This is a genomic window from Hyphomicrobium sp. MC1 (assembly GCF_000253295.1).
In the GTDB taxonomy this organism is placed as follows: Bacteria; Pseudomonadota; Alphaproteobacteria; order Rhizobiales; family Hyphomicrobiaceae; genus Hyphomicrobium_B.
In genome coordinates, this window is sequence record NC_015717.1 from 966,334 (window position 1) to 979,259 (window position 12,926).

The following is a 12,926-nucleotide window of genomic DNA, read 5'->3' on the forward strand; positions in this document are numbered from 1 at the left end:
CGCCCTTGACCCGCGCGCGGCCGTTGCGCAAAAGACGGGGCTTCTGCACAACTCCAAAAACGCAACGAGCACGAGCATGGCCGGCCATTCGCAATTCAAGAACATCATGCACCGCAAGGGCAAGCAGGACGCGATGCGTTCGAAGCTCTTCGCGAAGCTCGCACGCGAGATCACGGTGGCCGCGAAGTCGGGCACACCCGATCCGGACATGAACCCCAGGCTGCGGCTGGCGATCCAGGAAGCCCGCGCCGAAAACATGCCGAAGGACAACATCGAGCGCGCCATCAAGAAGGCGGCAGGCGGCGACCTCGCGAACTACGAAGCAGTTCGCTACGAAGGTTACGCGCCGGGCGGCGTGGCGGTGATCGTCGAAGCTTTGACCGACAACCGCAATCGCACGGGCGGCGTCGTCCGCAGCGTGTTCACGAAATACAACGGCAATCTCGGCGCGACGGGTGCAGTCAGCCATATGTTCAATCATATCGGCGAGATCACCTACAAGCCGGGTGCCGGATCTGCGGACGCTGTGCTGGAAGCTGCGATCGAGGCGGGCGCCGACGATGTGCAGTCGGACGAGAATGGCCATCTGATCACGACGGCGTTCGAATCCCTCGGGACGGTCGCGGGCGAGCTTGAGAAAAAGCTCGGCGAAGCCCAGAGCGTCAAAGCTGTGTGGAAGCCGAACCTGTCAACGTCGGTCGATGAAGACAATGCGCAGACCATCATGAAGATGCTTGGCGCGCTCGAAGACGACGACGACGTACAGAACGTCTACGCCAATTTCGAAATCTCCGACGAAGTGTTGAAGAAGCTGACGGCGGCCTGAGGCTATAGGCCCGAGCGCCTCGGCCGAGGCGCTTCGAGAACTGAGAGCTATCCGGCAGTATAGAACACGCCAAATGTCATCGCGACCAGTCCGGCGATGACCATCAGGATGCCGACGATCCCGAAAAACTGAGCCATCGAGTTGCGGAAGCGGGTGCGGGCGCTACCTCCAGCCGAGGCTTTCGGCTGGCCTGGACCGGGAGCACCCGGCTTTTTGCGAAGTTTGTTAATTGCGGCTTCTGTCGTGGCGGCGGCGATCGCGGCGCGCGTATCATTCCGTTTGGCCCAGCGAAATAGCCAGAATCCGCCAAGGATCAGCAACAGACCTGCCACAATCCAGAGCGGATGAGCGAAGGTGACGTTCATTACGTCCTGAACCTCTATGGTGGCGGCGGACCGCCAAGTTATTTATTCATTCCGCAACACTAAAGTCGAAATCTTGCGTTCTTACGAGTTTGGTGCGGCAGCAAAGCCGGGGAAGCGTGCTTTGTTGTCAAAACGCACTATGATTAGGGCGTACACGGTGTACGGGAGTAGGCATGGCGGCGGGCGGACCATCGGGGGGCAGAAGCCGGGTTCGTGTCGGACTGGTCGTTGTCCACGGTGTGGGCGAGACCGAGCCCGGCTATTGCGTCAATGCCGTTCTCGATACCCTGGCCACGACGCGGCCCGGATACAGCGTTTCGCCTGCCAACGAATACAATCGCATGACCGAGCCCGAGGTCGGCAATCCGCCGCCCGTGTTTCCGGTGATCCGCCGCGGCGCCGCGCATAACAGCGGCATCGAGATCGAAGCCGTCGAGCTGCACTGGGCGGACCTGACCGAAGGCCAGCCCGGGCGCGTGAATACGCTGCTGCAACTCTTTCGCGTCATCTTCGAATCCCATCACCTCGTCGATGCCATGCTCGACCGGACGCGGGATGTCACGTCGTGGATCCTGCGCAAGCTGCTCTGGATCGCGGGCTGGCTGATCCGCGGGCCGAGCGCGGCACTCACGATCGTGACCTCGGCGATCTGTGCGCTGTTCCTGTTCGAGCCCGTGTCGGTGACGACCGAAATGATGGACGTCCGCTCGCAGGTGCTCGTCATGACGGGCGCAATTTTTATTGCGTCGCTCTATGTTTTCTACCGGATCAGCCGGCAGCAGGATTACTCCTGGTACGACACCGTGTTCTGGCTGGTGGTGACGTCGCTCGCGGTGTTCGCGCTGACGTACTACAACGCGCTGCTCGTGCTTCTACAATACATTCCCGAACTCGAGATCGGTCCGCAGCGGCTGTTGGCCCGCGGTGTTGCTGACTGCGTCGGCGGACCGACGAACGCGGCCTGCTATATCGACGGCCTTTACAAGATCATCATCTGGGGCTGGCGCTTCTGGGGCGGGATGATGGTGTTCGCGGCGGTGCTGCTCGGGTTCGCCTGGGTCCGCGCCCGGATCACGCGCGACCGTTCGCGGCTCGGGACGCTGTCGACGAGCATCGCCATCCTCATCATGCAGTTCATGCTGTGGACGACAGTGGTCGTCAGCGTGATCTATCCGGTGTTGAACCGGGCTGAGACGATCACGACGCTGCGGGAAGCGCGGCCCATTGTCCAGAAGGCCATCGCCGCGCATGAGATTCAACCCGACAGTCCGCTTGCAAAGCTTGTGCAGGTGCCGAACATCGAGCTCGACTGGATCGGTCGCTTCAAGTTCATTTATGCGGCAACCGCCGTCACCGTGCTGCTGATGATATTGGCCTCGATCCTGCTGATCGAAATCCGGCAATTCAAGGCGCGGCGCGGGCGTTCAGATCTCGAACAGACAGCGCGAAACATGCCACGGCTGTTGTTCAATCCGGCGCTGGTCGGGCTTTTGATTTTCGCGTTTCTCGTCGTCTTCGCGCTGGTTTTCGTGCAGCCCTATCTCGACAAGAACCAGATGTTCGTGACGCTGAGGGGCTATATCCTGCCGGTGGCGGCGGTGGTCGCTTTGGTGCTGCCGTTCTTCTTCGGACGGCGCGTCGCCAACGTCGCAAACTTCGCGCGCGATCTGATCGACCATCACTATCAGCCGCGGCAGGAGACGGCCGCGTACTTCATCCCGTCGGTGTTTCGCATTCGCAACCGTCGGCTCCGGCGCGAGCGGATACAGTCGCGCCTCAACCTGGTGCTCGAACACTTCGTGCAGAACCAGGGCTATGACGGCGTGATCTTTCTGGCGCACAGCCAAGGGTCAGTGATCGTCTATGATTATCTGCGCGATAACGGGCCGAACTATACGCGCCTCGGCGATGCCGCCCCGGCGCTGCTGACGTTCGGATCGCCGCTCGGCAGCATCTATCAGAAATATTTCCACGAATACGCGGCTGCGAAGCAGGTGCCGATTGGCATCGCGTCGAAGCTCAAGTGCTGGATCAATCTCTTCCGGGTGGACGATTACATCGGCGGTCGCATCCAACCGCCGCCGGGACTGCGCGTCGACAACCACGTCATGGGCCTGGGTGGCCATACCGGTTACTGGACCGAGCCTGACGTGGCGGAAGCGCTCGATGCGATCCTGACGGGCAAGGTTGCGGACGCTACCAAGCCCCCGCCGTTGCCGCCGCCACCGATGACGCCTTCGGCGCCCTATGCGGTTCGTGCTATGCGAAGAGCATGAGGGAACGAACGATTCGCATTATCGGCTTCGATCCGGGGTTGCGCCGGACCGGGTGGGGGGTCATCGACAGCGATGGCGTCCGGCTCGTCTATGTGGCGTCCGGCGTGATTACGCCGCCCAAGGACGACGATCTTGCCTATCGGCTTTCGGCGTTGTTCGACGAGGTGACGAGCGTTATTCAGAGCTTCAGTCCGTCTGAGGCCGCCGTCGAAGAGACGTTCGTCAACGAGAACCCGCGCTCGACGCTGAAGCTCGGTCAGGCGCGCGGAGCGGTGCTGTTGGCGCCCGCACGCCTCGGGCTGCGCGTCGCGGAATACACGCCGAACCTCATCAAGAAATCGGTGACCGGCGCAGGTCACGCAGAAAAACATCAGATCCAGGCGATGATCTCGTTCCTGCTGCCGAAGGCGACGTTTGGATGTGCGGACGAGGCGGACGCGTTGGCGATCGCTATCACGCATGCGCATCATCGCGTCAGTCGCCAGCGGGCGGCGGCGTTTGCGGCCAAGGTCGCGGGAACATGATCGGCAAGTTCATATGATCGGGAAGCTCAAGGGCAAGGTCGATGCGATCGGCGAAAGCCACCTCGTGATCGATGTCAACGGCGTCGGCTACGAAGTGCAGGCCTCGACGAAGACGCTGCGCAATCTGAAGGTCGGCGACGACGTGGCGCTGACGATCGATACGCACGTGCGCGAGGATGCGATCCGGCTGTTCGGATTTCAGAGCGAGTTCGAGCGGAGCTGGTTTCGTACCCTGCAGACGATCCAAGGCGTCGGCGCCAAGGTTGCTTTGAGCGTGCTTGGCGTGATGGCGCCGCAGGATCTCGCCAACGCCGTGGCGTTCGGCAACTGGGCGGCGGTGGAAGAAGCACCGGGCGTCGGCAAGAAACTCGCGCAACGCATCGTTCTCGAATTGAAGGACAAGGCGCCGGCGCTTTCGCTCGGCGGGCATAACATTCCGGCGGGTGGTGCGGGTATGGCTGCTCCTGGGCCCAGCATGCCGCCATCGAGCCTGGCGTTCGCCGAAGCGCTCTCGGCGCTGACGAATCTCGGCTACAACCCGGCGCAGGCCAATGCTGCCGTTGCGGTCGCGTCGCAGGAATTGGGAGATGCTGCCGACACTGCTGCCCTTATCAAGCGCAGCCTCAAAGAGTTGGCGCGCTAGGCCGTCCGTCATAATTTTCGCCGCAACCGGAAAGCAGTCTCGCGCATGGAGAAGAACAAGATCAGCAACACCATGCGCACGCTCTGGATGGTTTTGATTACGTCGCTGGCGGCGCCATTCTTTGCCGGATTGATCTTTGTCGGACTGCAATTCCTTGCTCCGGCGACGAATTTTCTACTGCCGCCGCACGGTGGCGAAGCGATTGGCGAAGTCGCAGTGGATGCGTTCGTCTGGAGCGCATTGCCGGCGACCGTCGCGGCGCTGGGATTGACGCCGTTCGTCCTGCAAAACGGCACGTACCCGTGGTTGTATGCGGCCGTGGCCGGTGTGTTGGGGTTCATGGCGGGCGTGATCATTTTTCCGTTTCACGCCGGACCGGCGATGCCGTTTCTGGCATTTCTGGCGGGTTTGCTGGCCATCGGCATGCGGGCGCTGCTGATCGCGGGCGGCATTCTGCGCGAAGAGGCGTGAAGTCGGGCTTTGCACCGCGTTTCCAACGGCCCCTGGCGCGCCGACTTGACGGCGCTGGCGAATAGCCTCACGAACAAACCATGACCGACAGGCTTGTCAGCAGCGCGCGTAAGGACGCGGATGCCTTCGAGGCGACGATCCGCCCGCAGTCGCTCGACGATTTTGTCGGGCAGGAGCAGGCGCGCGCAAATTTGAGGGTTTTCATCTCAGCGGCGCGCGGGCGCGGGGATGCGCTCGACCATGTGCTGTTCGCCGGGCCTCCGGGGCTCGGCAAGACGACGCTGGCGCAGATTCTGTCGAAGGAACTCGGCGTCGGGTTTCGAGCGACCTCAGGGCCGGTGATTTCCAAGGCTGGCGATCTCGCGGCGCTCCTGACGAACCTCGAAGAGCGCGATGTGCTCTTCATCGACGAAATTCATCGGCTCAATCCGGCGGTCGAAGAAATTCTCTATCCAGCGATGGAGGATTTCCAACTCGATCTGATGATCGGCGAGGGGCCCGCGGCGCGGTCGGTTCGCATCGATCTGCCGAAATTCACGCTGGTCGGCGCGACAACGCGCGCGGGACTGCTGACCAATCCGCTGCGCGACCGGTTCGGCATTCCGGTGCGGCTCAACTTCTATACGGTTGCCGAGCTTGAGCAGGTGGTCGGGCGCGGGGCACGCGTGCTCGGAGCTGCGATGTCGCCGGACGGAGCACGCGAGATCGCCAAACGTTCGCGTGGGACGCCGCGCATCGCAGGGCGGCTGCTTCGCCGCGTCCGGGATTTTGCGGCCGTCGAGGGTGCCGTCGTCATCAACGCCGAGGTCGCCGACCGGGCGTTGACGATGTTGGAAGTCGATGGCGAGGGACTCGATGCGCTCGATCATCGCTATCTGGGCTGCATCCTCAAACATTACGAAGGCGGCCCAGTCGGCATCGAGACGCTGGCGGCGGCGCTGTCGGAACCCCGTGACGCGCTCGAAGAGATCGTCGAGCCGTATCTTTTACAGCAGGGCTTCATCGGGCGTACGCCGCGCGGACGGGTTCTGACCCTCAAAAGCTACAGGCATCTGGGCGTAAACAGCCCGGCGAAAGGGGCTTCGCCGGAGCTTCCGATCTTCGAGGACGGCGAAGGCGAGGCGTAACGCCGCTCCTCAACCAAAACTTAAAAAAGTTCATGGTTTGAACAGCATTTGCCGTCGAATGTCGGTGCTCGGCTTTCAAATCTGAAGACTTAAGAGGGATTTGCAGTGATTAGCCGCCGCGATCTGCTGAAGATGACGGGCGTCGCAGGCGTCGGCTCGACGGCGCTCAGTGGTTATGCCGTCGCCGAAGCCTTCCGCGAGCATGTCACGACCTACGCATTTACGCCGCCGAACTGGACGCCGGGACTGACGTTGCGTCTGGCGGTTCTGGCCGATCTGCATGTCTGCGATCCGTGGATGTCGACCGAGCGGCTCGAACGCATCGTGGCGCAGACAAATGCGCTTAATCCGGACGCCATCCTGATGCTCGGCGATTTTGTCGTCGGCTTGCAACTCGGCAGCTACTCAGGCGCGGTCAGCAACGAAGCGTGGGCTTCTGAGCTGGCGAAGTTGAAGGCGCCTTATGGCGTGCATGCGATTCTCGGCAATCACGATTGGTGGCAGTCGGCAGAGGTTCAAAAACGCCGCGCAGGTCCGACGCCGGCGGGACTGGCGCTGAAAGCCGTCGGTATTCCGGTTTACGAAAACACTGCCATTCGGCTGGAGAAAGACGGGCATCCGTTCTGGATTGCGGGGCTCGGCGATCAGTGGGCTTTCAAACCGCCCAAAGTTGAAAGCGACGAGGTGGTGCCGAGCCGGGATAGCGGATTGAGCTATGCGGGCGTCGATGATCTTCCGGCGACCATGCGCGCAATCAAGGACGATGCGCCGGTCATTCTGATGGTGCATGAACCCGATATCTTTCCAGACGTTTCAAAGCGCGTGTCGCTGACATTTGCCGGCCACACGCATGGCGGTCAGGTGCGCATTTTAGGATATGCGCCGGTCGTTCCGTCGATCTATGGGTCGCGCTATGTCTACGGGCATATCGTTGAGGATGGGCGGCATCTCATCGTTTCGGGCGGCCTCGGTTGCTCGTCGCTGCCGATCCGGATCGGATCTCCGCCGGAAATCGTGGTCGCAGACCTCGGCGGGGCAAACGGAGGCGAAGTTTGAGCGTCGAGCAATGGCCGGATATCGCGGGCCGCATCATCAATGATGCGAACGGCCAGCGGCACATTCTACCGGTCCGGGTTTATTTCGAGGACACTGACGCAGGCGGCGTCGTCTATCACGCATCGTTCGTGCGCTATGCCGAACGTGGACGCACGGATTTTCTGCGGTTGCTTGGCACCGACGCGCGCCGCTTAATCGACGGCTCCGACAGTGGCGAGCCGGCGGCGTTCGTCGTGAGGCGGATGACGTTCGACTACGCGCGCCCTGGACGGATGGACGATCTCCTGGAGGTCGAGACCCGCGTGAAAGAGCTGGGTGGGGCAAGCGTCACGCTTGAGCAGACGATCAGCCGCGACGGCGTGCGTCTCGTGTCCGCGGACGTCATCGTGGTGCTCGTTGCGATTTCGGGGAAACCGCTGCGTCTCAGCGGAGCTGTGCGGGAAGCTTTTGCCGCCTACGCGGAAGGCGCGAAAAGCTCGGCATCCTAAGGGCCTGCATCTGGGATAGGCAGACGTCGGCCGATTGCTGTCAGACACGGATTGAGCACCTTGAGTGGCTTATCTTGGCTCCGCCTGAGGCCAACGGCCGCAATTTTCGTGGATAAACGGGCGGATGCGGCGATGTCATGGGCTGTAGTAAGCCCTCGTTTGGTCATATTGGGCGGCAAAAGCTCTCCGCTCCAAATGCGCATGGGGCGGGGGCGCTTGCTGCCGGGGTGGACGTCATTAGGCCGTCATACGCTTTCTTCAACGGGCCGATGCTCGGCGCGTCTCATATCATTGGGTTCGCCTTGAGCGTGTCCCGGTGCTACCGGAATTCCACGGCTCGTGCGATTGCGCACGGGTATCGCAGTTCTACGACATGGATGGTGAAATGAATCCCGCGGATGTCGCCCAAAGCGCCGTTGCACCGGTCTCAGCGGGTGGTTTTTCCTTTCTCGAACTTTTTCTGCACGCAAGCATCGTGGTGCAGCTCATCATGGGCGGGCTGGGGCTCGCCTCTATCTGGTCTTGGGCGATCATTTTCGAAAAGCTTCTGGCGTTCCGCAAAGCGCGCGTCGAAAGCGATCGTTTCGAGCAGCTTTTCTGGTCTGGCCAGTCGCTCGACGAGCTCTACACCAATCTGTCGCGTGGGCGGACGATCACGATGGCGGCTCTGTTCGTGGCGGCCATGCGGGAGTGGAAGCGCTCCGTCGAAGGCAACATTCGCGCACTCGGCGGCATTCAGCTTCGCGTCGAGAAGGTGATGGACGTTACGATCAGCCGTGAGATGGAACGGCTCGATCGACGCCTGCTTTTCCTTGCGACGGTCGGCTCGACGGCGCCGTTCGTGGGTCTGTTCGGCACGGTCTGGGGCATCATGACGAGCTTCCAGTCGATCGCGGTTTCCAAGAATACGTCGCTGTCGGTTGTGGCGCCGGGTATCGCGGAAGCGCTTTTTGCAACCGCCCTCGGCCTGATGGCCGCTATTCCTGCCGTTATTTTCTACAACAAGTTCTCGGCGGATTCGGCTGCGATCTCGCAGCGTCTCTATGCATTTTCGGATGAATTTGCAGCGATCGTATCGCGGCAGATCGACGTGAGGGCTTAGCCGATGGGAATGAGCGTCAAGGCGGGCGGAGGCGGTGGACGCGGTCGGCGTCGCGGCAAGCATATGCCGATGAGCGAGATCAACGTCACGCCGATGGTCGACGTGATGCTCGTGCTGCTCATCATTTTCATGGTCGCCGCGCCGCTGCTGCAGACCGGCATCGACGTCAATCTGCCGGAAGCCAAGGGGCAGCAAATTCCGACGCCGAAGAAAGATCCGCTGGCGGTCACGGTGAAGGCCAACGGCGATGTTTACATCGGCGATTCGCAGGTTCCGCTCGATGATCTGGCGACGAAGCTCAAGGCCATCGCGCAGAACGGCTACGACGAGACGATCTTCGTGCGCGGCGACAAGGGTGTGAACTACGGTACGGTGATGGAAGTCATGAGCCGCATCAATCAGGGCGGCTTCAAGAAGTTGTCGTTCGTTCTCAACGGGGAGAAGGGAGGCACTTAGCGCCCGTAATCGCTAAAGGACGATACGTATGACGAACATGGATGCGCGTCAGCGCCCTCTCAAGACCGGTTCGTCGCGAGGCCTGTCGGCAGCGAAGGCTTCGGTCTGCGGCCGGTTCCCGTCGCAGTTCGGACCGCTACTTGGGCCGCAGTTTGGTGAGTATCGGCGGCCGGACGCGCCGCCTTATGTTGATTGTGGGTGCTGAACCGTGCCCTTCGGACTTGTTCTGTCCCTTCTTTTTCATGCCGCCCTTCTCGGGTGGGCACTTTACGGCTTGCATTCCTCGCCGCCGCTGACCCCGGACACGCCTGCGATTTCGGCTGAACTCATCACGCCGTCGGAATTCCTGCGCCTGAAGCAGGGCAGCGAAGACGCCAAACATCTCGAAACGAAGGCGAACGACAAGCCGACGCCGGACGACAGCAAGAACGATACGCAAAAGCCCGCGAATGCGCCGCCCCCTCCGCCGCCCCCGGCCGAGGAGCAGGTCGCGAAAACGGAGCCGCCTCCGGAGCCCGAACCGCCGGACGCTGCCGAGCCTCCGCCGCCTCCACCTCCGCCCGAGGCATCGAAGTCCGAGCCCGATCCGATCGCGAAGAAGCTGCAGGAGACGCCGCCGCCTCCGGCTGCGAACACGCCGCCTCCGCCGCCCGAGCCTGGTCCGACGCCTGAAGAAAAGAAGGCTGAAGAAGAAAAACAGGCCGCAGAAGCGGCGAAAAAGAAGGCCGAGGAAGAAGCTAAAAAGAAAGCCGAAGAAGAGGCAAAGAAAAAGGCCGAAGAGGAAGCCAAGAAGAAAGCGGCCGAGGAAGCGAAGAAAAAAGCGCTCGCCGAAGCCAAGAAGAAGGCTGCGGAAGAGGCAAAGAAAAAGAAGCTCGCTGCACTGAAGAAGAAGCGGCAGGAAGAGGCGCGCAAGAAGGCCGAGGCTGCCAAGAAGCAGTTCGATCCGAGCAAGATTGCCGCGTTACTGGACAAGTCGCCGGACGACGCGACGCCGAAAGCGTTGCTCGACAAGGACAAGCGGAAGAAGGGTCAGCAGGCATCTGGCTCGAAGAACGACGCGTTCGACACGGGCAAGGAAGCCGGTACGGCGACGGGCACCGATACGGTGCTTTCGGCGCGCGAGCAGGATCTGCTTAAGGGCATGCTGAAACAACAGCTCAACGGCTGCTGGCGGCCGCCGGGAACGGGCGGCGGCGAGGAAGTGCCGGTCGTCGCGCTGCATTGGGAACTCAATCCCGACGGCACACTCGCAGGCGAGCCGCAGGTGACGTCGGCACCGAACACGACGGCGGGGCAGGTCTATGCCGAGGCGGCGCTCCGGGCCGTCCGGACCTGTGCGCCTTTCCATCTGCCGCCGGACAAGTACGAAGGGGGCTGGAAGGTCATCGACTGGACTTTCGATCCGCGACAAATGTTGTAAACGCCTAAAAGTTGCTTCAATCGACCGCGAAGCGAGACAATCTTTGAACTCCCGGTTTGCCGGCAGTGACGCATGAGAGAGCCTGAATGATTCTGAAAGTCCGCCTGAAACGGCTGTTTTCTGTCGCTACGTTCGTCGCTGCCACCATAGGGCTCGCTCCAGGGTTGGCGACGACGCCCGCCATGGCGCAGCTCAAAGGTACGCAGACGGAAGGCACGATCGCGCCGATCCCGATCGCAATCCCGACATTTCTTGGCGACGATCAGCAACTCGCGCAGCAAATCTCCGGCGTGGTCGAAGCAGACCTTGGGAATTCAGGTTTGTTCCGGCCGCTCGATCACGGGTCTTTTCTGGAGCAGGTGCGCGACGTCAACGCGCTGCCACGTTTCAACGACTGGAGGTCGATCCAGGCCGACGCCCTGGTCGTGGGGCGCGTCGTCAACAGCGGCGACGGGCGAGTCGGCGCCGAATTCCGGGTCTGGGACGTGGCAGGCGGAAAGCAGCTCACGGGGCAGCGATTCTCAACGGCGTCCCGAAACTGGCGCCGCATCGGTCATATGATCGCCGACAGCATCTACGAACGCCTGACGGGCGAAAAAGGCTACTTCGATACGCGAATCGTCTTTGTCGACGAGACGGGACCGAAGGAACGCCGCATCAAGCGGCTCGCGATCATGGATCAGGACGGCGCCAATGTCCGCTTGCTGACGCAAGGCAACGAACTCGTGCTGACGCCGCGGTTCTCGCCGACGAACCAGGAAATCACCTACATGGCCTACATGGCCGATGGCCAGCCCAAGGTTTTCATCATGAACCTTGAGACCGGACAGCGGGAACTGGTCGGCGATTTTCCGAACATGACGTTCGCGCCGCGATTCTCGCCCGACGGCCAGCGCGTGATCATGAGTCTCGGCCGACCGGACGGCGGCTCCGACATCTACGAGATGGATCTGAGGTCGCGGCAGCCGCGGCGACTCACCCAGTCGAACGGCATCGACACCAGCCCCAGCTATTCGCCCGACGGCAGTCAGATCGTGTTCGAAAGCGATCGCGGCGGCCGGCAGCAGCTCTGGGTCATGAATTCGGATGGCTCCAACCAGCATCCGATCTCTGGAGGCGATGGCACCTATTCGACGCCGGTCTGGTCGCCGCGTGGCGACTATATCGCCTTCACCAAGCAGGCGGGCGGCCAGTTCATCATCGGCGTGATGAAACCGGACGGTTCAGGCGAGCGGCAATTGACGTCGGGCTTCCACAACGAGGGGCCGACCTGGGCGCCCAACGGCCGGGTGCTGATGTTCTTCCGTGATGTCAGCAACGGCGAGTCGGGTGGACCTCGAATCTATTCGGTCGACATCACCGGCTACAACGAGCGCGAAGTGAAGACGCCCTCGTTTGCATCCGACCCAGCGTGGTCGCCGCTGCTGAATTAAGATCCCGTTTACGAATGCGTCGCCACAAATATTAACGGCGATGGAAAAAGGACTCGAAAAGATACGCGATACCAATTGGTTGCGTATCTTAACGCCGCTGGAAAAAGTGTTGACTTTTGCCCACTAACGCCCGTTGCATTTTCGCATCTATGGGGTTGGAAAACTTGGGATTTGGCGCCTCCGTTCTTGATCCAAGACCGCCCTCCCGGTACCCCAGAGTACGGCTTTTGCCGGAATCGTATCAGGAGATATGACCATGCAGGGTGTGAAGGGGCTGATCCTTTTGTCAGCAGTTGTTGCGGCTATCGCTCTCGGCGCTTGCCGTCGCGAAGCTGAGCATGTTCCTCTGAAGCTTGGCGGCCCGGTCGCCAGCGACTCGGTTGCTCGCTAATTTAGCGCGTAATCAGGAACTTTAAGGAGACTACAATGAAGAGCGCAATCGTTCTCGCTACAGTTTTGGTTGCTGTTGCTCTCGGTGCTTGCCGCCGTGAAGCAGAAACGACGCCGCTGAAACTTGGCGGGCCCGTCGCTTCGGAGCAGGTTGCGCACTAAGCGCACCCTGACTTCTTAGTACTGCGTTTTTCATTATTGATCTTCAAGACCGAGTTGTGGGCGGGTTTCCGTCAACAACTCGGTCTTGAGCTTTTTAGGCCTGTCGTTCCAGGCATCCTCATTGTGCTGACAAAAGATCAGAACAAGTGAGTCTCAAGTTCTTTGGTGCTCTCGCGCAATAATTCCG

The 12,926-nt window shown here is 61.2% G+C and carries 15 protein-coding genes; 14 read left to right on the plus strand and 1 reads right to left on the minus strand.

Features of this window, described 5'->3' with window-relative positions:
- Positions 1-76: 76 nt before the first annotated feature.
- Positions 77-826 (plus strand): YebC/PmpR family DNA-binding transcriptional regulator, encoded by a 750-nt coding sequence (locus HYPMC_RS04620; RefSeq protein ID WP_013946640.1) that lies wholly within the window; start codon positions 77-79, stop codon positions 824-826.
- A gap of 47 nt (positions 827-873) precedes the next feature.
- Here HYPMC_RS04620 and HYPMC_RS04625 read toward each other — a convergent pair whose 3' ends face one another.
- Positions 874-1,191, minus strand: a complete 318-nt coding sequence (locus HYPMC_RS04625) for a hypothetical protein (protein ID WP_013946641.1) — start codon at positions 1,189-1,191, stop codon at positions 874-876.
- Between the two features lie 173 nt (positions 1,192-1,364).
- Between HYPMC_RS04625 and HYPMC_RS04630 the strand changes: the two genes are divergently transcribed.
- From HYPMC_RS04630 to HYPMC_RS24860, 13 genes are all read left to right on the plus strand, one after another.
- Positions 1,365-3,467, plus strand: coding sequence for a hypothetical protein (locus HYPMC_RS04630; RefSeq protein ID WP_013946642.1), 2,103 nt, complete (start codon positions 1,365-1,367; stop codon positions 3,465-3,467).
- Positions 3,464-3,991: a crossover junction endodeoxyribonuclease RuvC gene (gene ruvC, locus HYPMC_RS04635; RefSeq protein ID WP_013946643.1), complete on the plus strand. Its 528-nt coding sequence runs from the start codon at positions 3,464-3,466 to the stop codon at positions 3,989-3,991. Before HYPMC_RS04630 ends, ruvC begins: the two co-directional genes overlap by 4 nt.
- 13 nt (positions 3,992-4,004) lie before the next feature.
- Positions 4,005-4,634 carry a Holliday junction branch migration protein RuvA gene (gene ruvA / locus HYPMC_RS04640; protein ID WP_013946644.1) on the plus strand — a complete coding sequence of 210 codons (630 nt, stop codon included), beginning with the start codon at positions 4,005-4,007 and terminating at the stop codon, positions 4,632-4,634.
- A gap of 45 nt (positions 4,635-4,679) precedes the next feature.
- On the plus strand, positions 4,680-5,105 hold the full coding sequence (locus HYPMC_RS04645; protein ID WP_013946645.1) for a hypothetical protein: 426 nt from the start codon (positions 4,680-4,682) through the stop codon (positions 5,103-5,105).
- Positions 5,106-5,185: 80 nt separating this feature from the next.
- Positions 5,186-6,232 carry a Holliday junction branch migration DNA helicase RuvB gene (gene ruvB, locus HYPMC_RS04650; protein WP_013946646.1) on the plus strand — a complete coding sequence of 349 codons (1,047 nt, stop codon included), beginning with the start codon at positions 5,186-5,188 and terminating at the stop codon, positions 6,230-6,232.
- Positions 6,233-6,337: 105 nt separating this feature from the next.
- Positions 6,338-7,288 carry a metallophosphoesterase gene (locus HYPMC_RS04655; RefSeq protein WP_013946647.1) on the plus strand — a complete coding sequence of 317 codons (951 nt, stop codon included), beginning with the start codon at positions 6,338-6,340 and terminating at the stop codon, positions 7,286-7,288.
- The gene (locus HYPMC_RS04660) at positions 7,285-7,776 is read left to right on the plus strand and encodes a YbgC/FadM family acyl-CoA thioesterase (RefSeq protein WP_013946648.1); all 492 of its coding nucleotides are present in this window, start codon (positions 7,285-7,287) and stop codon (positions 7,774-7,776) included. Before HYPMC_RS04655 ends, HYPMC_RS04660 begins: the two co-directional genes overlap by 4 nt.
- Before the next feature lie 385 nt (positions 7,777-8,161).
- On the plus strand, positions 8,162-8,878 hold the full coding sequence (gene tolQ / locus HYPMC_RS04665) for a protein TolQ (RefSeq protein ID WP_024275511.1): 717 nt from the start codon (positions 8,162-8,164) through the stop codon (positions 8,876-8,878).
- A 3-nt stretch (positions 8,879-8,881) separates the two neighbouring features.
- Complete coding sequence (tolR, locus tag HYPMC_RS04670) at positions 8,882-9,334, plus strand: protein TolR (RefSeq protein WP_013946652.1); 453 nt, start codon at positions 8,882-8,884, stop codon at positions 9,332-9,334.
- A 208-nt stretch (positions 9,335-9,542) separates the two neighbouring features.
- Complete coding sequence (gene tolA / locus HYPMC_RS04675) at positions 9,543-10,754, plus strand: cell envelope integrity protein TolA (protein ID WP_013946653.1); 1,212 nt, start codon at positions 9,543-9,545, stop codon at positions 10,752-10,754.
- A gap of 86 nt (positions 10,755-10,840) precedes the next feature.
- Positions 10,841-12,187: a Tol-Pal system beta propeller repeat protein TolB gene (gene tolB / locus HYPMC_RS04680; RefSeq protein ID WP_013946654.1), complete on the plus strand. Its 1,347-nt coding sequence runs from the start codon at positions 10,841-10,843 to the stop codon at positions 12,185-12,187.
- A gap of 256 nt (positions 12,188-12,443) precedes the next feature.
- Positions 12,444-12,578 (plus strand): hypothetical protein, encoded by a 135-nt coding sequence (locus HYPMC_RS24855; RefSeq protein WP_256380100.1) that lies wholly within the window; start codon positions 12,444-12,446, stop codon positions 12,576-12,578.
- A gap of 35 nt (positions 12,579-12,613) precedes the next feature.
- Entirely contained in the window at positions 12,614-12,739 is a 126-nt protein-coding gene (locus HYPMC_RS24860; RefSeq protein WP_256380101.1) for a hypothetical protein, read from the plus strand.
- The last annotated feature ends 187 nt before the right edge of the window (positions 12,740-12,926 follow it).

What these genes read in the sequence shown, in the direction of transcription:
- HYPMC_RS04620 (WP_013946640.1), top strand. Translation starts at nt 77, where the DNA reads ATGGCCGGCCATTCGCAATTCAAGAACATCATGCACCGCAAGGGCAAG.
- HYPMC_RS04625 (WP_013946641.1), bottom strand. Translation starts at nt 1,191, where the DNA reads ATGAACGTCACCTTCGCTCATCCGCTCTGGATTGTGGCAGGTCTGTTG.
- HYPMC_RS04630 (WP_013946642.1), top strand. Translation starts at nt 1,365, where the DNA reads ATGGCGGCGGGCGGACCATCGGGGGGCAGAAGCCGGGTTCGTGTCGGA.
- ruvC (WP_013946643.1), top strand. Translation starts at nt 3,464, where the DNA reads ATGAGGGAACGAACGATTCGCATTATCGGCTTCGATCCGGGGTTGCGC.
- ruvA (WP_013946644.1), top strand. Translation starts at nt 4,005, where the DNA reads ATGATCGGGAAGCTCAAGGGCAAGGTCGATGCGATCGGCGAAAGCCAC.
- HYPMC_RS04645 (WP_013946645.1), top strand. Translation starts at nt 4,680, where the DNA reads ATGGAGAAGAACAAGATCAGCAACACCATGCGCACGCTCTGGATGGTT.
- ruvB (WP_013946646.1), top strand. Translation starts at nt 5,186, where the DNA reads ATGACCGACAGGCTTGTCAGCAGCGCGCGTAAGGACGCGGATGCCTTC.
- tolQ (WP_024275511.1), top strand. Translation starts at nt 8,162, where the DNA reads ATGAATCCCGCGGATGTCGCCCAAAGCGCCGTTGCACCGGTCTCAGCG.
- tolR (WP_013946652.1), top strand. Translation starts at nt 8,882, where the DNA reads ATGGGAATGAGCGTCAAGGCGGGCGGAGGCGGTGGACGCGGTCGGCGT.
- tolB (WP_013946654.1), top strand. Translation starts at nt 10,841, where the DNA reads ATGATTCTGAAAGTCCGCCTGAAACGGCTGTTTTCTGTCGCTACGTTC.
- HYPMC_RS24855 (WP_256380100.1), top strand. Translation starts at nt 12,444, where the DNA reads ATGCAGGGTGTGAAGGGGCTGATCCTTTTGTCAGCAGTTGTTGCGGCT.
- HYPMC_RS24860 (WP_256380101.1), top strand. Translation starts at nt 12,614, where the DNA reads ATGAAGAGCGCAATCGTTCTCGCTACAGTTTTGGTTGCTGTTGCTCTC.